22 protein-coding genes are annotated in these 22,422 nt (G+C 64.8%); 9 read left to right on the forward strand and 13 right to left on the reverse strand.

Annotation, left to right across the window (positions count from 1 at the left end):
• Nucleotides 1–451: 451 nt before the first annotated feature.
• From ACHL_RS18480 to fdhA, 3 genes are all read left to right on the forward strand, one after another.
• On the forward strand, nucleotides 452–1,756 hold the full coding sequence (locus ACHL_RS18480; RefSeq protein ID WP_015938838.1) for an aromatic ring-hydroxylating oxygenase subunit alpha: 1,305 nt from the start codon (nucleotides 452–454) through the stop codon (nucleotides 1,754–1,756).
• Complete coding sequence (locus ACHL_RS18485; protein WP_015938839.1) at nucleotides 1,753–3,159, forward strand: ferredoxin reductase; 1,407 nt, start codon at nucleotides 1,753–1,755, stop codon at nucleotides 3,157–3,159. Before ACHL_RS18480 ends, ACHL_RS18485 begins: the two co-directional genes overlap by 4 nt.
• 135 nt (nucleotides 3,160–3,294) lie before the next feature.
• Nucleotides 3,295–4,506 carry a formaldehyde dehydrogenase, glutathione-independent gene (fdhA, locus tag ACHL_RS18490; RefSeq protein ID WP_015938840.1) on the forward strand — a complete coding sequence of 404 codons (1,212 nt, stop codon included), beginning with the start codon at nucleotides 3,295–3,297 and terminating at the stop codon, nucleotides 4,504–4,506.
• Between the two features lie 208 nt (nucleotides 4,507–4,714).
• Here fdhA and ACHL_RS18495 read toward each other — a convergent pair whose 3' ends face one another.
• The 5 genes from ACHL_RS18495 to ACHL_RS18515 all read right to left on the reverse strand — a co-directional run bounded on the left by ACHL_RS18495 (nucleotide 4,715) and on the right by ACHL_RS18515 (nucleotide 9,412).
• Nucleotides 4,715–5,506 carry an SDR family NAD(P)-dependent oxidoreductase gene (locus ACHL_RS18495; protein ID WP_015938841.1) on the reverse strand — a complete coding sequence of 264 codons (792 nt, stop codon included), beginning with the start codon at nucleotides 5,504–5,506 and terminating at the stop codon, nucleotides 4,715–4,717.
• A gap of 85 nt (nucleotides 5,507–5,591) precedes the next feature.
• Nucleotides 5,592–6,404: a sugar phosphate isomerase/epimerase family protein gene (locus ACHL_RS18500; RefSeq protein ID WP_015938842.1), complete on the reverse strand. Its 813-nt coding sequence runs from the start codon at nucleotides 6,402–6,404 to the stop codon at nucleotides 5,592–5,594.
• Between the two features lie 172 nt (nucleotides 6,405–6,576).
• Nucleotides 6,577–8,001 carry an MFS transporter gene (locus ACHL_RS18505; protein ID WP_015938843.1) on the reverse strand — a complete coding sequence of 475 codons (1,425 nt, stop codon included), beginning with the start codon at nucleotides 7,999–8,001 and terminating at the stop codon, nucleotides 6,577–6,579.
• Between the two features lie 206 nt (nucleotides 8,002–8,207).
• Complete coding sequence (locus ACHL_RS18510; protein WP_015938844.1) at nucleotides 8,208–8,768, reverse strand: AAA family ATPase; 561 nt, start codon at nucleotides 8,766–8,768, stop codon at nucleotides 8,208–8,210.
• Nucleotides 8,765–9,412 carry a bifunctional 4-hydroxy-2-oxoglutarate aldolase/2-dehydro-3-deoxy-phosphogluconate aldolase gene (locus ACHL_RS18515; protein WP_015938845.1) on the reverse strand — a complete coding sequence of 216 codons (648 nt, stop codon included), beginning with the start codon at nucleotides 9,410–9,412 and terminating at the stop codon, nucleotides 8,765–8,767. Before ACHL_RS18515 ends, ACHL_RS18510 begins: the two co-directional genes overlap by 4 nt.
• Before the next feature lie 151 nt (nucleotides 9,413–9,563).
• Between ACHL_RS18515 and ACHL_RS18520 the strand changes: the two genes are divergently transcribed.
• From ACHL_RS18520 to ACHL_RS18545, 6 genes are read left to right on the forward strand one after another with little or no spacing between them, the layout of a single operon-like run.
• Nucleotides 9,564–10,547 (forward strand): Gfo/Idh/MocA family protein, encoded by a 984-nt coding sequence (locus ACHL_RS18520; RefSeq protein ID WP_015938846.1) that lies wholly within the window; start codon nucleotides 9,564–9,566, stop codon nucleotides 10,545–10,547.
• Nucleotides 10,510–11,529 (forward strand): LacI family DNA-binding transcriptional regulator, encoded by a 1,020-nt coding sequence (locus ACHL_RS18525; protein WP_244266487.1) that lies wholly within the window; start codon nucleotides 10,510–10,512, stop codon nucleotides 11,527–11,529. The genes ACHL_RS18520 and ACHL_RS18525 overlap by 38 nt, the downstream gene beginning before the upstream one ends.
• Entirely contained in the window at nucleotides 11,526–12,098 is a 573-nt protein-coding gene (locus ACHL_RS18530; RefSeq protein WP_015938848.1) for a VOC family protein, read from the forward strand. The genes ACHL_RS18525 and ACHL_RS18530 overlap by 4 nt, the downstream gene beginning before the upstream one ends.
• A complete protein-coding gene (locus tag ACHL_RS18535; protein ID WP_015938849.1) occupies nucleotides 12,098–12,997 on the forward strand; it encodes a sugar phosphate isomerase/epimerase family protein in 900 nt (299 codons plus the stop codon). The genes ACHL_RS18530 and ACHL_RS18535 overlap by 1 nt, the downstream gene beginning before the upstream one ends.
• Nucleotides 12,994–14,001, forward strand: a complete 1,008-nt coding sequence (locus ACHL_RS18540; RefSeq protein ID WP_015938850.1) for a Gfo/Idh/MocA family protein — start codon at nucleotides 12,994–12,996, stop codon at nucleotides 13,999–14,001. The genes ACHL_RS18535 and ACHL_RS18540 overlap by 4 nt, the downstream gene beginning before the upstream one ends.
• On the forward strand, nucleotides 13,998–14,747 hold the full coding sequence (locus ACHL_RS18545; protein WP_015938851.1) for an SDR family NAD(P)-dependent oxidoreductase: 750 nt from the start codon (nucleotides 13,998–14,000) through the stop codon (nucleotides 14,745–14,747). The genes ACHL_RS18540 and ACHL_RS18545 overlap by 4 nt, the downstream gene beginning before the upstream one ends.
• Before the next feature lie 41 nt (nucleotides 14,748–14,788).
• Here ACHL_RS18545 and ACHL_RS24510 read toward each other — a convergent pair whose 3' ends face one another.
• Genes ACHL_RS24510 through ACHL_RS18580 form a run of 8 tightly spaced genes read right to left on the reverse strand, consistent with a single transcriptional unit; the run spans nucleotide 14,789 to nucleotide 22,332 of the window.
• Nucleotides 14,789–14,950: a hypothetical protein gene (locus ACHL_RS24510; protein WP_015938852.1), complete on the reverse strand. Its 162-nt coding sequence runs from the start codon at nucleotides 14,948–14,950 to the stop codon at nucleotides 14,789–14,791.
• Nucleotides 14,950–16,323 carry an NtaA/DmoA family FMN-dependent monooxygenase gene (locus tag ACHL_RS18550; RefSeq protein WP_015938853.1) on the reverse strand — a complete coding sequence of 458 codons (1,374 nt, stop codon included), beginning with the start codon at nucleotides 16,321–16,323 and terminating at the stop codon, nucleotides 14,950–14,952. Before ACHL_RS18550 ends, ACHL_RS24510 begins: the two co-directional genes overlap by 1 nt.
• A gap of 9 nt (nucleotides 16,324–16,332) precedes the next feature.
• On the reverse strand, nucleotides 16,333–17,403 hold the full coding sequence (locus ACHL_RS18555) for an LLM class flavin-dependent oxidoreductase (protein ID WP_015938854.1): 1,071 nt from the start codon (nucleotides 17,401–17,403) through the stop codon (nucleotides 16,333–16,335).
• Nucleotides 17,400–18,227: a DUF1684 domain-containing protein gene (locus ACHL_RS18560; protein ID WP_015938855.1), complete on the reverse strand. Its 828-nt coding sequence runs from the start codon at nucleotides 18,225–18,227 to the stop codon at nucleotides 17,400–17,402. Before ACHL_RS18560 ends, ACHL_RS18555 begins: the two co-directional genes overlap by 4 nt.
• Complete coding sequence (locus tag ACHL_RS18565; protein ID WP_015938856.1) at nucleotides 18,217–19,350, reverse strand: LLM class flavin-dependent oxidoreductase; 1,134 nt, start codon at nucleotides 19,348–19,350, stop codon at nucleotides 18,217–18,219. The genes ACHL_RS18560 and ACHL_RS18565 overlap by 11 nt, the downstream gene beginning before the upstream one ends.
• Nucleotides 19,350–20,414 carry a transporter substrate-binding domain-containing protein gene (locus tag ACHL_RS18570; RefSeq protein ID WP_015938857.1) on the reverse strand — a complete coding sequence of 355 codons (1,065 nt, stop codon included), beginning with the start codon at nucleotides 20,412–20,414 and terminating at the stop codon, nucleotides 19,350–19,352. Before ACHL_RS18570 ends, ACHL_RS18565 begins: the two co-directional genes overlap by 1 nt.
• A 14-nt stretch (nucleotides 20,415–20,428) precedes the next feature.
• A complete protein-coding gene (locus ACHL_RS18575; RefSeq protein ID WP_015938858.1) occupies nucleotides 20,429–21,235 on the reverse strand; it encodes an amino acid ABC transporter ATP-binding protein in 807 nt (268 codons plus the stop codon).
• A complete protein-coding gene (locus ACHL_RS18580; RefSeq protein WP_015938859.1) occupies nucleotides 21,235–22,332 on the reverse strand; it encodes an amino acid ABC transporter permease in 1,098 nt (365 codons plus the stop codon). Before ACHL_RS18580 ends, ACHL_RS18575 begins: the two co-directional genes overlap by 1 nt.
• Nucleotides 22,333–22,422 lie beyond the last annotated feature (90 nt).

A 22,422-nucleotide genomic window follows, 5' to 3' on the forward strand; every position in this document is an offset into this window, starting at 1 on the left:
GTTGCACAACGCACAGAGAAGGGCCGACGACGGCACCCGCCATGCCGTCGTCGGCCCTTCCGTGCTGCCCATGTACTGAACGGATTCCGGCGACTTTTTTACGTCGCCGCCAGAGCGCCCGGCAGCCCAATCAGCCGCCATGCCGCGGCCGCCTCACGCGCCACGGTGTCAAGACATTTCCGAGGCTCCGGCCGGGCATCCGTAACTACTTGACAGTCGGCGTGGCATACGTCACGCTGTTGCACATCATGATTGTTGTTGCGTAAGACGCATGCGGAAGGACCCAAACATGGAGATGCTTGCCACAAGCTCAATCCGTACGCCGGGCCTTCTTCCGCATCGATCCTCCCCCACCGCGTAACGGCGACATTCCCGACACCGCGAGTTGCCTCCACCAACTCCGTAGTCTCCCCACCAACCGCATACTTACCCAGCCTCCCGGGAGGAAAAAATGACTGCTCCAGTGAACGTGCCCCTCAACACACGCGGAAAACTCGCCTCATCACTGCCTGCAGAGCAGCAGGCAGAGATCGCTGCTCTGTTCGAGTTCCGGCGCACGGGCTACTCCCTCGACGCCCCCTTCTACACTGACCCGACGATCTTCAAGATCGACATGGAGGCCATCTTCGGCCAGCACTGGATCTTTGCCGGCAGCGTTGCCGAGCTGCCCGAGCCAGGCGACTACATCACCGTCGACTACGGCCCCTACTCCCTGATCGTGCTGCGCAACGATGACGGCGGCGTCAACGTCCTGCACAACGTGTGCCGCCACCGCGGTGCCCGCGTCCTGACCGAAGCCACCGGTTCCACCGGAAACCTGGTCTGCGGCTACCACTCCTGGACTTACTCCCCCGAGGGCAACCTGATCCACGCCTCCGCTCCCGGCGAGGCCAAGTTCGACAAGAACTGCTTCGCCCTGAAGAAGGCCCACAGCCGCGAGGTTGCCGGCCTCATCTTCGTCTGCATCGCTGACGAACCGCCAACAGACTTCGATGAGACCTCGAAGATCTTCGAGCCCTACCTGGCGCCGCACGACCTGTCCAAGACGAAGATTGCCTACCAGCAGAACATCATCGAAGAGGGCAACTGGAAGCTCGTCATGGAGAACAACCGTGAGTGCTACCACTGCGACGGGCACCCGGAACTCGCCTGCTCCCTCTTCCCCACCTGGGGCCTGACGGAAGGCCTGATCCCCACCCACCTCGAGGAGGTCTGGGAACGCAACAAAGAAGCACAGTCCTCGCTCGAGGAGCGGTGCCGCCGCTACGGCCTCCCCTACGAGGTGGTCGAGGAACTGGACACCCGCATCGCGGGCATCCGGATCTCCCGCGAATCCCTTGACGGAGAAGGCGAATCCTTCTCGGCCGACGGGCGCCGGCTCTCCAAGAAGCTGCTCGGTGACTTGCGGGACTTCCGCCTGGGCCGCTGCTCCATGCACCTGCAGCCCAACAGCTGGTTCCACTTTCAGAGCGACCACGTCATCACCTTCGGCGTCTTCCCCATCAATGAACACCAGACCCTGGTCCGCACCACCTGGCTGGTAGCTGACGACGCCGTGGAAGGCGTCGACTACGACCGTGAGAAGCTGACCTACACCTGGGAGCAGACCAACATCCAGGACAAGGCGTTCGTGGAACTCTGCCAGCAGGGTGCAGCCAGCCCCGCCTACGAGCCCGGCCCGTACATGAAGAGCGAATACCAGGTTGAGGCCTTCATCAACTGGTACACGCAGCGGGTGCAGGAGCACTTGGCATGATTGACGTTGCCCTGACTGAGACGCCAGTCCAGGAACCGCAGCGTATCCGCGGCCTTGAAATGCCGTGGAACCGGGTCATGGGCAGCCTCGAAGGACCCGCCAGCGCAGCCAAGGCCCTGGGTCCGTGGCATCCGCAGGAGTTCATGGCCGAATGCGTCGAGACCGTTCCCGAAGCGGGCGGCATGATGACGTTCGTGTTCCGCCGCTGCGACGGGGCGCCCCTGGCGTTCCGCGCGGGCCAGTACGTGAACATTGCCTTCCCCGTGAACGGCGAAGACCAGGAACCGGTGGACCGCAGCTACTCGCTGTCCAGTTCACCCACGGAGCCGTGGACCTTCAGCGTCACCGTCAAGAAGGACGCCGGCGGACTGGTTTCACCGTGGGTGCATGAGAACGTCAGGCCCGGTACGGTCCTGGACATGCTGGGCCCCGTGGGCGCGTTCCACCTGCCTGATGCGGACCGGCGCGCACGGTACCTTTTCCTGGCGGCCGGCGCGGGCATCACGCCGATCATGTCGATGCTGCGGACCATTCACGACCTGCCCGGGACCGCTGACGTGGTGGTCCTCTACCACGGTGCGGAAGCCGGAGGCTTTGCCTTCCACAAGGAGCTGGCCTACATCGCGTCCGTGGACTCGCGCGTCAAGGTCTTCTACGCCCTGGGTGACCGCGGCCTGCCCGAGGAGTGGGAAGGGTTCAAGGGCCGGTTGTCCGCGGCGATGATCGACGAGGTGGCTCCCGACGCCAACGGCCGGCAGGTCTACGCCTGCGGCCCGGAGGGTTACCTGAACACCGCTACCGAGCTGCTCAAGAAGGTAGGCGTCGACGATACCTCCATCTACATGGAGTTCTTCTCGGGTGACCGGCAGACCCTCCTGGAGTACCAGGCGGAGCTGGCGCTGGCAGCGGACATTGCCGAAGAAATCGCCGAGGAGATCGCCGATTCCGCCGAGGACTACTACGAAAGCCAGCCTGCGGCGTTCGGCATGTACGAGCCGGGCTACGACGAGGACGGTACGCTGCAGGCCACCGGCATGCCGCTTGAAGCGGTGGACCCGGACGCTCCGGCCGCAGAGACCACCGGCACCACGCCCGAAACCAGCGCACCCGACGCGTCCAACTTCGACACCGTGGGAACCGGCAGCCTAACGCTGTCCTTCATGCGCACCGGCATCAATGTGCGGATCGACCCGGAGCTCCCCATCCTCGAGGTGGCACAGCGTGCGGGTGTCCGGATCGGCGCCAACTGCAAGGAGGGCATGTGCGGTTCCTGCAAGGTGGTCAAGCTGTCCGGTGAGGTGGACATGAACCACCAGGGCGGCATCCGCAAGCGGGAAATCGACGCCGGCAAGTTCCTGCCTTGCTGCTCCACCGCGCGCACGGACATGGTCATCGACGCGTAGCCCCCGCTGCGCCCATCCATGACTGAACCCGAACCGCTGCACCAAAACTGCCAATAGCTGTCCCACGGAAGGTCTGATGCAACCAAGCGTCAGGCCTTCCGTGGCAATCGGAACACCAACCAAAGGAGAACGCCCATGTCAGGTAACAAAGCCGTTGCGTACAAGGAGCCCGGGGTCGTCGAAATCATCGACACCCCCTACCCCACCTTTGAACTGCAGGCCGGCCCCGGCGTCAACCCCATCAACGTTGGCCGGAAGGTCCCGCACGGGGTCATCCTGCGCACCGTGAGCACCAACATCTGCGGCTCGGACCAGCACATGGTCCGCGGCCGCACCACCGCCCCGGCCGGCCTCGTGCTGGGGCACGAAATCACCGGTGAAGTCATTGAGGCCGGGCCGGATGTCGAGTTCATCAAGGTGGGGGACATTGTCTCAGTCCCCTTCAACATCTCCTGCGGCCGCTGCCGGAACTGCAAGGAACGCAAGACCGGAATCTGCCTGAACGTGAACCCGGACCGTCCCGGTTCCGCCTATGGCTACGTGGACATGGGCGGCTGGGTGGGCGGCCAGGCCGAGTACGTGCTGGTCCCCTACGCCGACTGGAACCTGCTGCGGTTCCCTGACCGGGACCAGGCCCTTGAGAAGATCATGGACCTGACCATGCTCTCGGACATCCTGCCCACCGGCTTCCACGGCGCCGTCACCGCAGGCGTGGGCGTCGGTTCCACCGTGTACGTTGCCGGAGCGGGACCTGTGGGCCTCGCCGCCGCCGCCAGCGCCCAGCTGCTGGGTGCCGCGGTGGTCATCGTCGGTGACCTCAACGAGGACCGTCTGGCCCAGGCCCGGTCCTTCGGCTGCGAAACTGTCAACGTGGCCAACGGCGATCCCGCAGACCAGATCGAACAGATCCTCGGCGTCCGTGAAGTGGACTCCGGAATCGACGCGGTCGGTTTCGAAGCCCGCGGACACGGACACGGGGCGCAGGAAGCACCGGCCACGGTACTCAATTCGCTGATGGACCTCACCACCGCCGGCGGGTCCGTGGGCATCCCGGGCCTGTACGTCACCGGGGACCCGGGCGCCACGGACGAGGCCGCCAAGAAGGGCAGCCTGTCCCTCTCGCTGGGCACCGGCTGGGCAAAATCCCTCTCCTTCGCCACCGGCCAGTGCCCGGTGATGAAGTACAACCGGCAGCTGATGATGGCCATCCTGCATGACCGGATCCACATCGCCAAGGCCGTCAACGCCACGGCCATCCCGCTGGAGGACGCACCCCGGGGTTACGCGGAGTTCGACGCCGGCGCAGCCACGAAGTACGTCCTGAACCCGAACGGCTACCTCAACTAAGCCCACCCGGCTTAGGCCCCACGCAGCAAAGGAAGGGCCGACGTCGGCGCATACAGCGCCGTCGTCGGCCCTTCCTTGTGGGTTATTCGCGGTGAGAGCCCTGCTGTGTTCCCTACGCATTAATCAAACCGGGGCTGCGAGCCTCGATCGAGGCTACCTCCCCGCGGCAGGAATGCTGCCGTTCCGGGGCCTGAGTGGCATGGGCTTCTTAGGGTTTGGAACTGGGCCGGCCGGGAATGTGGCTAAGAATGGATTTGGAGAAACCACCGTCGACGCAGATGTCTTGACCGGTGACGTAGCCGGACAGCGGCCCAACAAGGAATTCGATCACATTCGCGATGTCCGCGGGGTCCCCGATTCGTGCCAAGGGAATAATACCTTCCCTTGCTTTCTTGATCTGCGGATCGGCATACATTTTCTCGGTCATTCGTGTGTGGGTCATGCCCGGGGACACCACGTTGACGCGAATTCCTTCGGGCGCCCATTCCAAGGCAAGAGTCTGGGCCAGCATGGTAAGTGCAGCCTTGCTGGGGCTGTAGGCCCCGGACCCGGCATGTGGCAGCTGGCCGGACATTGACGAAGTGAAGCAGGCCGAACCGCGGCTCTCTTTCAGGTGCGGGTAGCTTGCTTTGGCAAGGAGCCAGGCGCCGCGGAGGTTGACGGAGAACATGCTGTCCCAGTCTTCTATGGATAGATCGCATATTTGACCTGGGTTTGCTATTCCGGCGTTTGCGATGAGCGCGTCCAGTCCGCCGAATTCTGCCACGGCAGCTGCTACCAGCCGGCCCGGAACGTCAGGGTCGCCGAGGTCACCGGACAGTGCGATGGCGGTGCCTCCCATCGACTGAATCGAGCGGACGACCTGCTCTTGGCCGTTGTTAAGCTCGTTTCCGCATACGGCAATCATCGGCTTCTCGCCGCGGGCGAGTGCCGCTTCTGTGATTCGCAGGCAGGTCGCTGCCCCTATGCCGCTGCTTCCACCGCTGACCAAAGCCCTCATGGCACCTACTCCTTCTGACAGGGATCCGTTGGGATCACCTGGACTTAGTTTGTTTTTGACAGTTCGCGATGACGCTGGTTTTGCGTCACGTTGCCAGGTCCCAGCCGTGGTTAGCGAGGTCGTTCATCGCCTTCTTGAATTCCTGCACCGGGTTTTCTTCACGGATGATCTCGAGAACAACGTTGCCGATGCCGCAGGTTTCGCGGACGGCTTTGCCTAGTCCGTTCCAGTCGATGATTCCGGTGCCGATCGGATCGTGGCCCCAGGTTTCCGTTCCCGTGTCGGAGATGTGGATAAGTCCGATCGATTCGTGGTGGGCGAGTAAACCGTCGACGGGGTCCTCGCCGATGTATGCGGCGTTGGCGACGTCGTAGACGATCTTGACGGCGTCGTCGTTGATTGTGCTGATTACGCCGGCCAGGTCCTGGATAGTGGGAGTGAAGCAGTATGGGGTGTTCTCGAACAGAAGGCGGGTGCCTGCCTGCTTGGCCATCGGGATGAGCGTCTCCAGGCTTTCGTACATCCAGGCATAAACGTTGTCGAGTGCGGGGGAGATCATCGGGCGTCTTGTGCCGGGGGAGATCACAACTTCGCGGACGTCCCAGGCTTCGGCAAGGTCGATCACCTGCTTTATGTGCTCGACACTCTTGCGGCGCATATTGGCACCAGGGCTCGCGAGGTTGATGTCGTATCCCCCGGCATTCAGCGACCTGATCTTGGCGCCGTAGTCCTTGAGCCGCGCACGCATAGCTGAGCGCTCCTGGGCTGTGATCTCATCCGGCCAACAATGCGGCGAACTGACCGGCACTTCAAAGGCCTGATATCCGTTGGCGGCCAGCTCAGCGATCGCATCAATTGCCGTAGTTGACCAGAGATAGGAAAAAGTATTGATAATCATCTGGGGCGTCTCTCAGTTCTGTGCCAATAGAGGTGTTGTGCTGATTTCATAAGGCGAAGTGGATCTCGATCCTCGTGGTGGATCGGGCAGAGATCTGGCTGGCCCGGCGGCTCGAAAGGGCGGGCTGCGTGCAATGTCGCCCGTTCGAGCCGCCAAGCCCTCCTGTGGACCACTATGGCTGCCGCGAGCGATTCGCTTCGTCAGTCGCTGGCGAAACGCCATGGAGCAGGTGTTCGCCTTCGAGGACTTCAGCGTCGGCAATGCCGACCGTGGCACGGCCGGCCCGGCTGCCGGTCTCCGGAAGAGTGAAGTAGACGACGAGGCAGACGGCGACGATGGCGATCATGTAGACCGCGACGAGCATGGGCTGTCCAGCGCCGACGAAGGCGGCGGCGATCAGTGGCGCCGTGCCGCCGAAGACGGCAATCACGATCTGGTGTGCGAAACCGATGCCGGAGACACGAACAGAGGCGGGGAAGAGTTCGGCCTGGATTGTCGGGTAGACGGCCTGCCAGATTCCGAGGACGACCCAACCGGAGGCTGATACCAGAACGTAGACGCCGAAGCCCGGCTGGTTCAGGAGCAGGAGCAAGGGGTAGAAGAGAACGATCATGCCGATGGCGCCGATGATGGGGAAGATCTTGCGGCGGCCCAGCCGGTCGGAAAGGTATCCGCAGACAGGCACGATGACGACCAGCAGGGCCAGTCCGATGACGCTCCCGGCCAGGGTGGAAGAGAGATCGCGGCCCGTGGTCAGCTTGGCATAGGTGGGAAGGAAGGTGGCCCAGGTGTAGTAGGCCACGGCCGGGGCAGAGAGGGCTGCGGCCTGCAGCAGCGCCTTGGGGTGTTCGCGAAGCAGGTCCAGCAGGCGTGCAGCGGCGGACTTTTGGTCCACGACGGCAGTTGCTTCAAACTCCGGCGTCTCTTCAGCCCGGGCCCTCAGAATGAGCCCGACGACGCCGAGGATGCCTCCGGCGACGAACGGGATGCGCCAACCCCAGGCGGCCAGGTCCTCCGGGGTAAAGGCGGACGTCACCATTGCCGCGGCGCCGGTTGCTGCGAGGGTCGCCAGGCCGCTCGCCATGTTGGAGAACGAACCGAACAGGCCCCGGCGGTTTGCGGGGGCGTGCTCAACCATGAAGGCAATGGCGCTCTGCGCCTCACTGCCGGCCGAGATCCCCTGGAGAATGCGCGCCACCAGGAACAGGACGGGCGCCGCATAGCCAATGGTGGCAAATGACGGCGTGAGGCCGATGATCAGGGCACCGAGCGCCATCCCGGAGATGGCCAGCGTAAGGATGAGCCTTCGGCCGAAACGGTCGGCCAGAGGCGAAACGATGATGCCGCTGAGCGGGCGGACAACAAACCCGACCGCGTAGGTGAGCAGTGCTGCGATGAGGGAGGCGAACGGTGAATCACTGGGAAATATTTGTGATGAGAACACCGCGGCCAGCAACCCATAGATGTACCAGTCGTACCACTCCACGAAGTGGCCGATCGTGCCCGCCACCATATTGAGGTTGCGGCGTGGGCGCTCTGGCACTTCGGTCAGCTCCGAAGAGTCTGGACTGCCAACAGCTTCTTTTGAGGTCTTCATTGAACTCTCCATATTTTCACGTTTTCTGCGGAGGGTATTGGACTGTTTCCGCACTGCCCCGGCTTTAGTAGGACGAAGCATTCTTCGGTTGTTTCACCGATGAGATCGGTTGCATTTTACGCGACGCTGAGATCGGTTGCTGAGATCGGTTGCAAGCAAGACTACGTAGGGCTGCCAACCCTGTCAATGGGCAATTTTCTCTGGTTTCAGCTGCCGCAGATGTCCCGCATACCCAGCGGCTTTTCGTTGTCAACGTCAAGGAAATGGACCCCGGACCAAGTGCAGTCCAGGCTGCCGTATGAGGCCCAGTACTCGTCCCAGTGTGCAAGCTTCCACCGGTCCCGCTCCAGGCCGCGCTGGCTTATCCGTTCCCGAAGGATCTCCGGCGGGACACGCACTCGCACCACCACAGTCTCCACGGGGGGCCAGTGAAACTCTTCGGCAGCGCCCGTCAGGTAATCAGGCATGGCGAAGTATGCACCGAAGGGTGCATCGATGACGACGGATCGCCCCAGCCGAAGATTCGCTCCCGCGACATCCATAAGCGTCCCGTACTCCAGGGGCAAAACGTTCTCCCGGTAATACGCGTTGGACTCCCGGTCAGTGGGATCGTGCCCTGCTGCCGTCAAGGCAAACTCGACCAAGCGGCCGCAGAGCCGGTCCTTGTCCAGATAGGCTGCGGCATGCTCCTCTGCCGTCTGCTGGGCGATGGTGGTCTTTCCGGAGCCGGCGGGACCTATGACAATGAAGACTTTGGGAGTCGTCATTGACGGGCCTTTTCCACTGCCGCGAGGAACTCACGGGCAGCCTCGGTAACGCGTGAGAAGTCCCCGTCCGGCTGCCATGCTTTTGTCACAGCACTGCCGACGCCAACGCCCGCCACGCCGGCGGCGAACCATTCGGCGACATTTTCAGGGGTAACGCCGCCTGCCGGCATGATCGGCAGGTGCGCCAGTGGCGCAAGAACCGACTTCGCGTAGGGGATACCGCCGGCTTCGGTGGGGAACAGCTTGAGGATGTCAGCGCCGGCCTCTGCAGTCTCAACAAGTTCCGTGGGCGTATACGCGCCACTGATGGTGGGCACCTGGTACCGGTTGGCCAGCCGGATCATTGATCGGTTCAACTGGGGACTGACCAGGAACTCTGCGCCGGCACGGATGCACTCGTAGGCCGAATGCTCGTCCAGGACCGTTCCAGCCCCCACCGCGACTCCCTTGGGCCCGTGCTTGGCAGAGAGCCGACGGATCACGTCCACTGCACCGGGGATCGAGAGCGTGATTTCAAGGGCTTTGAATCCGCCGGCGATGGCTGCCTCTGCCACTCGCTCTGCGAGGTCTTCATTCTCGAGGCGCACGATGAGGACGGCGCCTGAATGGTGAATTGTTTCGAGGGTACGGAGTTTTTTGTACATTGCTGGCCTTTCTTCTGGCCCGGGCAACTTCCGTGTTCCGGAGGATCCCTGAACCACTGTTGAAGTGTCGTTGACAAACTCTCCCACCATCCATACTGTTATTGCAACCGATCTCAGCAATCGATCTCATACTTAGCAAAGGGGCTGGCAGATGAGTAGACCACGCACCATCATCCTTGGCGCTTCCCACTGGCACGTCCCGCTTTGTACACGGGCGATCGGGGAGGAACACAACGTTGTCGGGATCAGCGACGAGGACGTATCGCTCGTACGGGGACTTGCGGACGCCTGGAATGCCCCGGTAGAAGCGGACTGGCGCAACCTGGTCGACCTGCCGAACCTCGGGCTTGCCTATGTCTTTGGCCCACACAATGGCATGGCGGAAAAATGCTTTGCGCTGATTGAACGTGGCATTCCGCTTGTGGTGGAGAAGCCCCTTGGCACTTCCCTGTCCGAGCTTGCCAGGGTACGGGAAGCTGCGGAAGCGGCCGGCGTGCCGGTGACGGTCCCCCTGGTTCAGCGGGACGGCCCCGTTGACCGCTGGCTTGCCAAGGCGGGCCGTCCGACGTACCAGAGGGCATCCTTCGTCGCCGGGCCGCCCTCGCGCTACCTGCATAACGGCAATCCCTGGATGCTCGATCCTGTTGCGGCGGGGGGTGGCTGCCTTGCGAATCTGGCACCGCATTTTGTCGATCTGTTCCTGCAGGGCAGCAACGAGTCCGCAGACACAGTGGATTCCAGGCTCTCCTCCGTTCTGCACGGTGCGGATATTGAGGACCATGCCAGTCTTATCGTCACCACCACGGGCGGGCGTGAGGCCATCATTGAGGTGGGGTACGCATTCCCGAATTCGCCGTTGAAGCGCTACTGCAGCTTCACGTCGGCGGGCGAGGCCGGCTTCGCCTCCATCAATTCAGACGGTTCTGCAACGTTCACTTCAGAGGCCGGGATAACGGAATCCGCCATGATCAACGTCGACAGCGACCCCCTCTACGACGCGTTCGTACGCCGGGTCGCGGAAACGCTGGAAGATGGATTCCAGGGACTGCCAACGCTGGCCCAGCTCGAAGACGCGATGCGCCCGATTTGGCAGGCGTATGACCACCACGGAGGAACAGAAGATGGCCGACCTTAGTATTGACGTTGTCGCGAAGGCGGCCGGAGTCCACCGCTCAACGGTTTCCCGGGCGTTCTCCCGGCCAGAGGCGGTAAAGAGCGAAACCAGGGAGCACATTCTCCGCGTCGCCGAAGGGCTCGGTTACACGATGAGCCCGCTCGCCCAGGCGTTGCGGCGGAAGACCAGCACTTTCGTCCCTCTGATTGTTCCGGACATCACCAACCCGTTCTTTGCAGAGCTGGCCAAGACCATGACGCAGGCCGCTGATGAGCGTGGCTACCAGCTGTTGCTCTGTGTCACGAACGGAGACCCTGCCAAGACCGACGGGTACTTCACGGCGATGCAGGCCATGTACGCCCCCTTTGGAATCGTCGCCCCTTCGACGAAAGTCGATACCGATGCCCTCAAGCGCTTCGATTTCGGTCACCGGGTCGTAGTGATCGACCGCGTGGAAGGCGACACCTCGGTTCCCACGGTGACAGTCGACAGCCGCCGCGGCATCATCCTCGCACTGGAGCACCTGCGTTCCCTGGGCCACACCTCGATCGGCTATGTCTCCGGCATCTCCGGGACCCACACGGCCCAGGACCGGATGGACGCGTACCTGGAACTGTCAGCGGAAGGCGGCAACTCGCCGGTGGTTCTCGACAGCGGCTCCGACCCGGACACCGGGGCACGCGCAGCACAGCACTTTCTGGAGATGGACAATCCCCCGACGGCGATCATCGCCGCCAATGACATGGTCGCCTTCGCGGTGATCTCGGCCCTTGGCAAGAGCGGTATTCGCGTGCCGGAGGACGTCTCTGTCATGGGGTTCGACGGTCTGGCGCTGGGCGCCCGGTTCAACCCCGCCCTGACAACAGTACGGCAGCCGATTGCTGACATGGGAAACATTGCCATCGAGCTGGCAGAAAAACAGAACCTGAACGGATCAGTAGACCACGTCGTCCTGGAACCTGAACTCCTGGTACGCGCCTCCACCTCAGGGCCGCGCAAATGACCGGAACCAGCACAAAGACCCTGCGCAGGCTGCCTGGGCTCCGGCACACCGACCATGTCGGCCTGACGGTTCCCAATCTTGACGAGGCCATCACGTTCTTCGTCGAGGTACTCGGTGCCGAGGAGCTGTACCGCTCTGACCGCGGACCCGACGCCGAGTTCATGCCCACGAACTTTGATGTCCCTGCGGACGCCCGGCTCACCTTGGCGATGCTGCGGCTGCCACCGAACCTTAATATCGAGCTTTTCGAATGGAGCAGCGCTGAGCGGCGGGAAACCCCGCCGCGGCATTGCGACGCAGGCGGGCACCACCTGTGCTTCGTCGTCGACGATGTGGACGAAGCGGTCGCCGTCCTGCAGGAAACCCCTGGAGTACGCGTGCTCGGCGAGCGCAAGGAAGTCGCAGGCGACAGTCCCCGCGTCGCCGGCAACCGCTGGACATACTTCGTCACCCCTTGGGGGCTGCTGATGGAAATCGTCGATCGATCCCGCGTCGCAGCCCCACCCCGCCTGGTCGGTCCCACGGACTGGGCGGCACCAACACACACTTCCACGAAGGACGATCAATAATGCGACTGGCAGGCCACACCCTCGGCACTCCGGACCACACGGTCCCCCAGGCACTCAGGCTGTTTCGAGCCGCTGGCCTCGACGCCGCGGAAGTCATTTACCAGGACGACTACAAATCAGGACTCCCCCAACGGGACCGCCGCGCCGCCCTTGACGCGCTTAAGGCCGCGGACGATGAGGGCCTGCCCATCATCGGCTTGACGCCGTACACCACGTCCATCAACTCCCTGGACGAGCGTGAATGGCGCAGCGGAGTCGACGAATTCAGGGGCGCGATCGAAACCGCGCATCTGCTCGGCGCCGACAGGGTCCGCGTTTACGCGGGATCCTGGCACCCAGGGGACGCCGACCACGCCGCGCGTTGGGCGAAACTGCGGGACGCCCTCCAGACCCTGGCACCTGAGGCTGCACAGGCCGGCGTACGCCTCTGCGTGGAGAACCATTTCGGCACCATGACCCAGACGGCCGCTGAAACCGCGGCGCTCGTCCGCGAAGTCGCCCACCCCGCCGTCCGTGTCCTCTACGACCAGACGAACCTGACCTTCACCCACGACGAAACGTTCGAACAGGCCTTTGAAGTTCAAGGCGGACTGATCGGTCACGTGCACGTCAAGGACCTGGTGTTCACCGACTCCTCAGCGACCTTCCGCGCAACGGAAACGGCCCGCGTTAACGCCTCCGAGCGTTCCGTCCGGTCGCGGGTCATCGGAACCGGCATTCTTCCTTGGCGGGAGATCCTCGCTGCGCTCCTGCGCCACGGCTACGACGATCTGCTGAGCATTGAGTACGAGTACCGGTGGCACCCGCAAGACCTCCCGAGCCCGGAGGAAGGGTTCCGGGAATCCGCGGCCGCCCTGCGAACGATGCTCGCCGATCTCGCTGAGGTGAAGGCACGATGACCGCTCAGCGACTACGCGTCGGCGTCATCGGCGCGGGAAAAATTGCCTCCATCGCCCAACTGCCCACCCTGGTACAACGGAACGATGTTGAACTGGTTGCACTGGTCTCCCGTCAAGAGGACCCCGGGCACCTGGTCCGCCGCTGGGGTTTCGGCGCCGCCTATCGATCGGTTGAAGACATGCTTGCCGCTCAGGACCTGGACGCCGTCTTTGTCCTCACCCCGCGCTCGGAGCACGCGCACGCCGTCAAGCTTTGCCTTGAAAACGACATCGACGTGTTCTGCGAAAAACCCCTGGCCCCGGAAACCGACGAAGCAGAACGGTTGGCTGACCTCGCCGAGGAACGTGGCCTGATCCTGATGGTGGACTTCAACCGCCGCTACGCACCCGTCTACACGGCCGGGCGTGATGCGTTTGGGGAGAAGGGCGCTACGTTCTGCGTCGCCCAGAAGAACCGGCCCGGATCCGAGTACCGCGCGACGTTCGAGAACGCCATTCACATGGTCGACCTGCTGCGCTGGTACTGCGGCGGCGAACCCGTGGACGTCTCTGCGCATGCGGCCGGGGAGGACCCCTGGGAGGAAGACGGCGTCGCTGCCATCATCCGCTTCAGCACCGGTAACACCGGAGTGCTGATGGCAGCCCGGACCGCAGGTGCCTGGAACGAAAAACTGGACGCCTACGGCCACGGAAAAACCGTGGAAGTGCGTGCCCCCGAGGCAGTGTCGACCACTATCAGCGGAGTCACCACATCACGCGAACTCAGCGCCGAAGCCTACGGGTGGGCCACGGCAACCGACACGCTGGGCTTCTCCGCCGCAGTCCACCATTTCCTCGATCGCGTCGCCGACAGAGCCGAACCCCTCACGTCGGGCCGCGAGGCCGTTCAGACCCAGCGGCTGCTCGATCGGATCCTCGCCGCCTCTGGGTTGCCCGCTGAAGAACAGGAAGGCCGGTTATGGCAGAGTCACGCCACGCAGCCAGTGAGCGGAGGCACCAAATGAGCCTCAAGGATCAAGTGGTCCTGGTGACCGGATCAAGTGGAGGCATCGGTGATGCCGTTATCGATGCGCTCAAAGTCGAGGGAGCCCTCGTGATCGGCGCCGACCGCGCCGCCAAAGAGGGCCAGGACCTGGCCGCCTTCTTCCCGCTCGACGTCACCTCCGAAGAGCAGTGCGCCTCCGTCGTCCGCGACATCACAAGCAAGTACGGGCGCATCGACGCACTCATTCACGCCGCCGGTATCCTCGGCGCCACCCCGGACATCATGGAAACCACCACGGAAGAATACGAAACCGTGATGCGGATCAACGCCTCCGGCACGTTCTCCATGGTCCGGGAAACGGCACAGTCAATGATGGCGTCCGGGACCGCCGGTGCCATCATCATCCTTTCCTCGGTCGCGGCGAAGGAAGCCCGCAGCAATTACCTGCCGTACAACTCGAGCAAGCTTGCCGTGCTTCACATCATGTGGTCCTTCGCCGAAATACTCGGACCCCATGGAATCTCCGTTAACGCGATCGCACCGGGCCCGGTCAACACCCCCATGTGGGCCCAATTCGCCAAAGACTCCGGCCCCGATGCCGTCGCCAACCGAGCCAAACGCGCCGCGCAACTTCCCATGCGCCGCTTCGCCGAACCCGACGAGGTCGCCCGCGCCATCCTCTTCCTAGCCGACCCTGACAACCGCTACATCACCGGCGTGAGCTTGGACGTGGCAGGCGGCGCGCACCTCGGCATAGGGTCCTGACGGCGTTCTTGAACTCAGCGCTGGCCGTCACCAGATCCGGACTAGGCCCACTGCTCCCACAGGGTCAGCTGCAGCCTGACGGTGTCCGCCGGAACAGGATCCGCGGAGCGCGCCCCGGCCGAAGCAGCCCCCAGGGAAGGGCCCGCGGCGGCACCCTGCTCGCCGCCGTCGTCGCCCCTTCCCCACCAGGCTGCGATCCGCATCAGGCCCGGACCGCCCCGGACGGCTGGTCCGCGGTGCGCACCGGTGTCTCCAACCCGAGGTTTTCGCGCAGGGTGCTGCCGCGGTACTCCGTGGGGTACACGCCGCGTTCCTGCAGCTCCGGCACCAGGTGGTTGACGATGTCATCCAGTCCGGTGGGAACCAGCCACGGCGAGATGTTGAACCCGTCCACCGCACCCGTCCGGGCATACTCGGCCAGGTGGTCCGCCACGGCCGTGTAGGAGCCGGTGAACGTGGCGTCGATCCGCGCCGTCTTGGAGGTGACGAACTGGCGGATGGACAGGCCCTTGTCCTTGGCCTCGGCACGCCACTGGTCCGCGAGCTGACGGGCCTTGGCACCGTGGAAGCCGCTGCCGCGGGTCTCGGACGTCTCCTCCACCACGGGGTCGATCTCCGGCAGCGGACCGTCGGGATCGTACTCGGACAGCTCGCGGCCCCAGAACTGCTCCAGGTAGGCCACAGCCTGCTGCGGCCCGATCTGCAGGCTCCGCACCCACTCCTTCTTTTCCGCAGCCTCTTCGGCTGTGGCAGCGAGGATGAATTCGCTGGCCGGCATGATCTGCACGGCATTCGCGCCGCGGCCCGCCGCCACCGAACGCTCCACGAGGTCCTTGCGGAACTCCACGGCGTCGTCGAACTTGGGGTGGGCGGAGAAGATCACGTCCGCCTGGCGGGCGGCGAAGTTCCGTCCCTCGGGCGAATCCCCGGCCTGGAACAGCACCGGCCGGTACTGCGCACTGCGCGGCAGGCGCGGAGTCACGTCCACCGTGTAGTGCTGCCCTTCGTGGAGCACGCGGCGGGCCGGGCCGGCGGGGCTCTCCCAGGAGTCCCAGATCCGCTTGGCCGTCTCCACGAACGCTTCGGCGTGCCTGTACCGGTCGGCATGGTCAAGGTAGCCGCCGCGGCGGAAGTTCGCACCGGTCCACGCGTTGTCCGTGGTGACGATGTTCCAGGCGGCACGGCCGCCGGAGATCAGGTCCAGCGAGGCAAGCCGGTGGGCCAGGTCCGCCGGATCGTTGTAGGTGGTGTTCTGGGTGGCTACCAGTCCGATGTTCCTGGTCACCGAAGCCAGCGCGGCCAGCATGGTCTGCGCATCCGGCCGGCCCACCACGTCCAGGGCGTGCGGGCGGCCCAGGTGCTCACGCAGGCGAAGTCCCTCCCCCAGGAAGAACGCCGCGAACAGCCCGCGCTCGGCGGTCTGGGCGATGCGGCGGAAGGATTCAAAGTCGGTCTGCGAACCGGATTCTGCCGCCTTCCAGATGGTGCCGGAATTGACGCCCTGGAAGAAGATGCCGAACTGGATCTGGCCGGTGGGCTGGAAGACGTCGGATTTAGCACGGTTGTGCTGTGTCATGGTTTTTCCTTACTTTCCGGTGCCGGCGGCGGCAGATGCGTAGCGGCTGGCAGGGCGTTCCAGGCCCAGCAGGTCGCGGAAGGTTCCGTCCAGCAGCACCGGGCGGAGCGCTCCGCGGCGGCGCAGCTCGGGCAGGACCAGGCGGCCCAGTTCGTCAAGGTCCAGAGCGAGCGACGCCGGGTGGAGGCGCACGCCGTCGGCGTCCGCCAGCAATGACTCAAGGAGGTCCGTCAGGGCTGCGGCGGTGCCCGCGAAGACCGCGCGTCCGCCGTCGAACGCTGTTTTCCGCGAGGCCGCAGCCTGCCCGCGCGAGTCGAGGACGACGTCGAGCTCGGCGATCACCGCCACGGACGCACCCACGCGGGAGCGCACGTCGAGGACCTCCGCCGCCAGCAGTTCGGGGGTCGGCGCGGACACCAGCACAGCGTCCACGGCGTCGGCCGGCACCTCGCCCAGCAGCGAAGCAGGAACCAGTACAGGGAGCTGCCCCTGCAGCGGACGCGGAATGATGGACGGGCCCTTCACCGAATAGCCCGCGCCGGCGAAGCCGTCAGGCGTCTCAAAATCGGCATAGTGGAGCTTGTCCACATCGATGTACCGCCCGGTGGCGACATCACGGATCACGGCATCGTCCTCCCACGAATCCCACAGCCGGCGGGATACCTCGATGGACGCCGCGGCCTCCTGGCCCAGCGCGGCGCCGGTGACGGAAGAACGCCCGACGGCGGCGGCAGCCCCGGGTGCCTCGTCCGCCGAGGCGATCCATCCGGCCCGGCCGCCGGAGACGTAGTCGAGGCTGGCCAGCTGGGTGGAAACGTGGAACGGCTCGGTGTAGACGGTGTCCACTTCGGGGATCAGCGCAATGGACCTGGTGACGGGGCCGGCGAACGCGGCGCGCTGCAGTGCGTTGGCACGGCCGGGAACCGGCGCGTCCGTGAAGGTGGCTGCGTGGAAACCGGCGGACTCGGCGGCCAGCACCGCACGGGAGATGTCCGCTCCGTCCCAGCCGGCGCCGTCGAGCTCGATGGCCAGGAAACCGGCCTGGCTTCCTTCGGCCGGAAGGTTCTCGGTGTTGCTCATTTCAGGTCCTGACGTTCGTAGGGAATCTTTTCGCCGGCCTCGATGGCCACGGGCAGCCGGTTTTCGGCCGGTGGAAGCGGGCAGGTGGCCAGGTCCGTGTAGGCGCACGGCAGGTTGACCGCCCGGTTGAAGTCCAGCACCACGGAGCCGTCCGCTTCGGGCACCACGGAGAGCGTGCGGTTGGCCGCGTAGGTGGTGGTGCCGGAGGTCTGGTCCGTGAACAGCACCGACAGGGAACCCGGTGCGTGGCCGTTGAACGCAGTCAGCGCCAGGTCCTGCCCGGCGAGCTTGAAGCGGATCTCGCCCGGGGCCTCGTAAACGTGCTGAATGCCCTCGACGGCGGCACCCACCGTGGTGGGCCGCGGCGCCTCGAACGGAACGAACGTTCCACGGACGGCGTAGGCGGCATCCGGCGAGTAGGCGGGGGTGCCCTGGTATTCGCGGAGCAGCCGGTTCTCCGGGTGCCGCGGCCGCACGATGTATTCACCGCCGCGCTTGGCCAGTTCAATGACGGTGTCACCGGAAACCAGGTTGATTCCGCCGCGTTCGGCAATGGGTCCGAACTCCAGCTCGGCACCGTCGCCGGTGTTCAGCTCCTTGCCGTCCTGCTGCAGGCTTTCGCCCGGCTGCAGCACAACGCGGACGACGTCGGCCGCCGCGCTCCAGGTTCCAGGGGCACCTTCCAGCGGAGTGGCGTCGCCGCTGAGCCAATGGAGGTGGGTCACGGCCAGGAAGCCGTGCGGGTGGGCGCGGTTGCGCTCGTGCGCCGCGTGCCATTCCTGCCAGTCGGCGTCGAACGTTTCGAGGGCTGTTTCAGTGGACAAGGGCGTTCTCACTCCTGATGACGTTGGCGGACTGGTTGGATCGCGTGGATTCGGGGCGGTTGCCGTAGGGGTCCCCGTCCTCCCACAGCGTGGTGGGTGCTGCGGCCCGGACGGCCGGGATCACTTCGAGGGCGAAGCGCTCCAGGATTTCCAGCTGCTGCTCGAAGGGCAGGGTGGTGGGCAGGGAGATGGATTGCAGATCATGGCCGTACAGCGCGTGGTAGCTCAGGATTTTGTCGATCACCTGCTCCGGGCTTCCCACCAGCGCCGGCCCCTCGGCCACGGCATGCTGGATGTCCCGGAAGGGCGAGTTGTTCCCCGGCACGTTGCGGTTGGCCGTCAGGGCCTCATAGACGGGGCCGAACTGGCGCACCGCCTCCTGGGTGGTGTCAGCGATGAACACGCCGCCGGCGCCGCAGCCCGAGCCGACGTACTGCTGCCGGGGATCGTGCCCGTGGCGCCCGTACTCTTCACGGTAGTGATCGATCAGCACGGCATAGTTCTCCCGCGGCTGGATGGCGTTGGCGGTGAACAGCGGGTCCCCCCACTTGCCGGCCAGGGCAGCCGAGGTCAGCGTTGTAGCAGAGCCGTGCCAAATACGCGGCGGGCCGTCGAACGGGCGTGGGGTGGTGGTGGTCGGCTCGGCCAGGGGCGCCCGGAACCGGCCGGACCAGGTGACGCCGTCCTCCCGCCACAGCCGGCGCAGCAGTTCGTACTTTTCGGCGAGCAGGTCCCACTGGTCAGCCAGGTCCAGGCCGAAGAGCGGGTACTGCAGCACTTCGTTGCCCTTGCCGATGGTGATTTCCAGGCGGCCGCGGCTGAGCTGGTCGATGGTGGCGTAATCCTCCGCCACCCGCACCGGGTCCAGCACGGACAGCACCGTCACGCCGGTGTGCAGCCGGATCCTGTCCGTTACCGCCGCGATGGCTGCCAGCACGGTGGTGGGAGAGGAGGAGATGAACTCACCGGCGTGCCGCTCCCCCACCGAAAAGCCGTCAAAGCCAAGGGCCTCAGCCCGGCGTGCCGTTTCCACCACCTGGTTCAGCCGGTCAGCGGTAGAGACGATTTCCCCGGTGAGCGGGTTCTTCAAGTGCGGAATGATATCCAGGACCTGGAATTTCATCAGGACTTCTTCGAGGCTTCGGCGGATGCGGTGGCGGTGGCCGTGGCCTGGGTGGCCGCGTAGTTCTCCTCGGTGATGGTCTTGGCTTCCGGCAGCGCCTCCTCGGACAGGCCCCAGCGTTCCAGTACCTTGCCGTAGGAGCCGTCCTTGATGGCGGAGTTCAAGGCCTCGGTGATCACCGGCGCCAGCCCGTTGCCCTTGAGCGAGGTGGCAGCCACCAGCGTCTCGGACGGCCAGCCGGCGTTCACCTTCCCCACGACTTTCAGGTCATCGCGGGTGTTTTCCCGGTACACGGTGGACGGGTAGGGGGCGATGTTGAGGTCTGTCCTGCCGGAGGACAGGGCCAGGATGGTGTCCGCCTCGGACTGGTAGTACTGCAGGGCGGCCGGCGCCTTGCCCTTTTCCTCGAGCTCCTTGTTCCAGGCCAGCAGGATCTTTTCCTGGTTGGTGCCGGAGCCAACGGAGACGCGCAGTCCGGAGATGTCGTCCGCGCCCTTGATGTCGTAGGTGGCTGAATTCTTGGCTTCGAAGCCCATGAACGCTGCGCGGTAGCTGGCGAAGTCGAACAGCTTGACACGGTCCTTGTTGACGCCCACGTTGGAGAAGACCACTTCGAAGTCGCCGGACTGGGTCTTCAGCGGCCAGTTCTCCCAGGATGTGACCTGCACATCGAGTTCCAGGCCCAGCTTGTCCGCCACCAGCTGGGCGATGTCCAGCTCGGAGCCGATCGGGGTCTTGTCATCCGTGGCATGGAAGGACAGGGGGATGGACCCGGCCGTGGTGGCCACCGTCAGCTTGCCGTCCTTGCCGATCAGCTCGGGGACCTTGGCGGCGAGGGCCGCGTCCTTCTCGCCGCGGATCCGCTGCTGGTCCGGCGAAGTGTTGTAGACCACGCCGTTGCGTGCCGCCGTCGTCTGCGCCGCTCCGGACGCATCGCCGGACGCGGAGGCGCCGGGATCGGCGCAGCCTGCGAGCGCTGCGGTTCCGAGGAGGACGACGGCGGGCAGGGCCGCCAAAGTGCGCGCACGCCGGGCGCCGGGCATGTGGGATGCGAAGAATGCCATGGGAGGAAGGTCCTTTAGATGTTGAAAGCCGGTTCGAGCACCTTGGAGAAGAAGCTCCGGGTGCGCGGTTCCTGGGGGTTGGTAAAGAGCTGCTGCGGGGTGCCCTGTTCCACGATCTGGCCCTGGTCCATGAACACCACGGTGTCCGCCACATCGCGGGCGAAGCCCATTTCGTGGGTGACGATGATCAGGGTGGTGCCGGACTTGGCCAGTTCCCGGATGACGTCCAGCACTTCGTTGACCAGTTCCGGGTCCAGCGCGGAGGTGGGCTCGTCGAACAGCAGGATCTTGGGGTCCAGCGCCAGGGCCCGGGCGATGGCGACGCGCTGCTGCTGTCCGCCGGAAAGCTGCCGTGGGTAGGCGCCGGCACGGTCCTTGAGCCCTACGCGGTCCAGCAGTTCCAGGCCGCGGCGGCGGGCTTCCTCCTTGGATCGGCCCTGCGCCACGACGGGTGCTTCCGCCACGTTTTCCAGTGCGGTGAGGTGCGGGAACAGGTTGAAGTTCTGGAACACCATGCCGATTTCGGTGCGCTGCTTGAGGATGTCCTTCTCCCGCAGCTCATGCAGTTTCTGGCCCCGGACCTCGTAGCCCACCAGCTTGCCGTCGATGGAGATGTGGCCGCCGTCCACCTTTTCCAGGTGGTTGATGGTGCGCAGCAGGGTGGACTTGCCGGAACCGGACGGGCCCACGATCACGGCCACGCCGCCGGGCTCAACGGTGAGGCTGACGCCTTTGAGCACCTCGGTGGCACCGAAGGATTTGCGGACGCCGGTGATTTCGACGAGCCCGCGGGTGGCTGGGGCGGAAAGGGTGGCAGTCATCAGAGGCTCTTCCGGTTTGTGACGGCGTGGGTGGCGAAGAACTTGCGGGCCTTCTGCAGCGGCGTCAGCGGCAGGTTACGGACGGCGCCCTTCGAGTAGTGGCGTTCGATGTAGTACTGGAAGACGCTGAGCACGGAGGTGATCACCACGTACCAGAGTGTGGCTACCAGCAGCAGCGGCAGGACCTGCTGGGTGCGGTTGTAGATCACCTGCACGGTGTAGAACAGCTCCGAATACGCCAGGACGTAGACAATCGAGGTGCCCTTGACCAACCCGATGATCTCGTTGAAGGCGGTGGGCAGGATGGCGCGCATGGCCTGCGGCAGGACGATCCGGGTGGAGCGGCGCCAGGCCGGGATGCCGAGGGCGGCGGCAGCTTCGAGCTGGCCCTGGTCCACAGAGAGGATGCCGCCGCGGATGATTTCAGCGGAGTAGGCGGCCTGGTTCAGGGTCAGGCCCAGGACAGCGGCGGCGAACTGGCTGATCAGCGTGGTGGTCTGCACCTCGAAGAACCGCACGTCCGTGAAGGGGATGCCCAGGCTGATCTTTTCGTACAGGTAGCCCAGGTTGTACCAGAGGAGCAGCTGGACCAGCAGCGGCGTGGAACGGAAGATCCAGGAGAACGTCCAGGAGACGGACACCAGCAGCGGCGAGGCGGACAGCCGCATGAGCGCCAGGATGAAGCCCAGCACGAAGCCCAGGATGCCGGAGATGGCGGTGAGCTTCAGGGTCTCCAGCAGGCCGTTGACCACTGACTGCGCGGTGAACCACTGCGCCACCACGCCCCACTCCCAGCGCGGGTTGGTGGCCAGGGACCAGGCCACGGCCAGGACGCCGAGCGCCACGGCGGCAGTCCCCACCCAGCGCCACGGATGTTTCGCCGCCACGACGCGGTATGACGAATAGTCAGCGGCAACGCGTGGTGTTCCTTCAGGCGGCAATCCCCCTCCCGAAGGCAGGGTGCTGCCGGCTGCAGAAGCGGTTTCGGTGGCCGCCTGTCCGGGAGCGGCTGCCGCCACGCCGGCCTCCGCCGTTGTTGCCGGCTCTCCCGTGGGTGCCGGCCGTGCCTGCGCCACCCTCGATGTTGCTGAACTCATGTGCCACCTCGCTTCTTGTCCTGGGTCTTGGTGTTCGGGCCGGAGCGGGCGCTCCGGCCTGGGCTTTTGCCCCGGTTGCTGGCTGCAAAT

The organism is Pseudarthrobacter chlorophenolicus A6, assembly GCF_000022025.1.
Taxonomy (GTDB): domain Bacteria; phylum Actinomycetota; class Actinomycetes; order Actinomycetales; family Micrococcaceae; genus Arthrobacter; species Arthrobacter chlorophenolicus.

Excerpts from the sequence above, each read along its gene's own strand:
- ACHL_RS18575 (WP_015938858.1), bottom strand. The coding sequence starts at position 21,235 with ATGACTGCCACCCTTTCCGCCCCAGCCACCCGCGGGCTCGTCGAAATC.
- ACHL_RS18515 (WP_015938845.1), bottom strand. The coding sequence starts at position 9,412 with ATGTACAAAAAACTCCGTACCCTCGAAACAATTCACCATTCAGGCGCC.
- ACHL_RS18500 (WP_015938842.1), bottom strand. The coding sequence starts at position 6,404 with ATGATTATCAATACTTTTTCCTATCTCTGGTCAACTACGGCAATTGAT.
- ACHL_RS18495 (WP_015938841.1), bottom strand. The coding sequence starts at position 5,506 with ATGAGGGCTTTGGTCAGCGGTGGAAGCAGCGGCATAGGGGCAGCGACC.
- ACHL_RS18530 (WP_015938848.1), top strand. The coding sequence starts at position 11,526 with ATGACCGGAACCAGCACAAAGACCCTGCGCAGGCTGCCTGGGCTCCGG.
- ACHL_RS24510 (WP_015938852.1), bottom strand. The coding sequence starts at position 14,950 with ATGCGGATCGCAGCCTGGTGGGGAAGGGGCGACGACGGCGGCGAGCAG.
- ACHL_RS18485 (WP_015938839.1), top strand. The coding sequence starts at position 1,753 with ATGATTGACGTTGCCCTGACTGAGACGCCAGTCCAGGAACCGCAGCGT.
- ACHL_RS18545 (WP_015938851.1), top strand. The coding sequence starts at position 13,998 with ATGAGCCTCAAGGATCAAGTGGTCCTGGTGACCGGATCAAGTGGAGGC.
- ACHL_RS18480 (WP_015938838.1), top strand. The coding sequence starts at position 452 with ATGACTGCTCCAGTGAACGTGCCCCTCAACACACGCGGAAAACTCGCC.
- ACHL_RS18505 (WP_015938843.1), bottom strand. The coding sequence starts at position 8,001 with ATGAAGACCTCAAAAGAAGCTGTTGGCAGTCCAGACTCTTCGGAGCTG.
- ACHL_RS18550 (WP_015938853.1), bottom strand. The coding sequence starts at position 16,323 with ATGACACAGCACAACCGTGCTAAATCCGACGTCTTCCAGCCCACCGGC.
- ACHL_RS18555 (WP_015938854.1), bottom strand. The coding sequence starts at position 17,403 with ATGAGCAACACCGAGAACCTTCCGGCCGAAGGAAGCCAGGCCGGTTTC.
- ACHL_RS18525 (WP_244266487.1), top strand. The coding sequence starts at position 10,510 with ATGACCACCACGGAGGAACAGAAGATGGCCGACCTTAGTATTGACGTT.
- ACHL_RS18540 (WP_015938850.1), top strand. The coding sequence starts at position 12,994 with ATGACCGCTCAGCGACTACGCGTCGGCGTCATCGGCGCGGGAAAAATT.
- ACHL_RS18565 (WP_015938856.1), bottom strand. The coding sequence starts at position 19,350 with ATGAAATTCCAGGTCCTGGATATCATTCCGCACTTGAAGAACCCGCTC.
- ACHL_RS18520 (WP_015938846.1), top strand. The coding sequence starts at position 9,564 with ATGAGTAGACCACGCACCATCATCCTTGGCGCTTCCCACTGGCACGTC.
- ACHL_RS18535 (WP_015938849.1), top strand. The coding sequence starts at position 12,098 with ATGCGACTGGCAGGCCACACCCTCGGCACTCCGGACCACACGGTCCCC.
- ACHL_RS18580 (WP_015938859.1), bottom strand. The coding sequence starts at position 22,332 with ATGAGTTCAGCAACATCGAGGGTGGCGCAGGCACGGCCGGCACCCACG.
- fdhA (WP_015938840.1), top strand. The coding sequence starts at position 3,295 with ATGTCAGGTAACAAAGCCGTTGCGTACAAGGAGCCCGGGGTCGTCGAA.
- ACHL_RS18570 (WP_015938857.1), bottom strand. The coding sequence starts at position 20,414 with ATGGCATTCTTCGCATCCCACATGCCCGGCGCCCGGCGTGCGCGCACT.
- ACHL_RS18510 (WP_015938844.1), bottom strand. The coding sequence starts at position 8,768 with ATGACGACTCCCAAAGTCTTCATTGTCATAGGTCCCGCCGGCTCCGGA.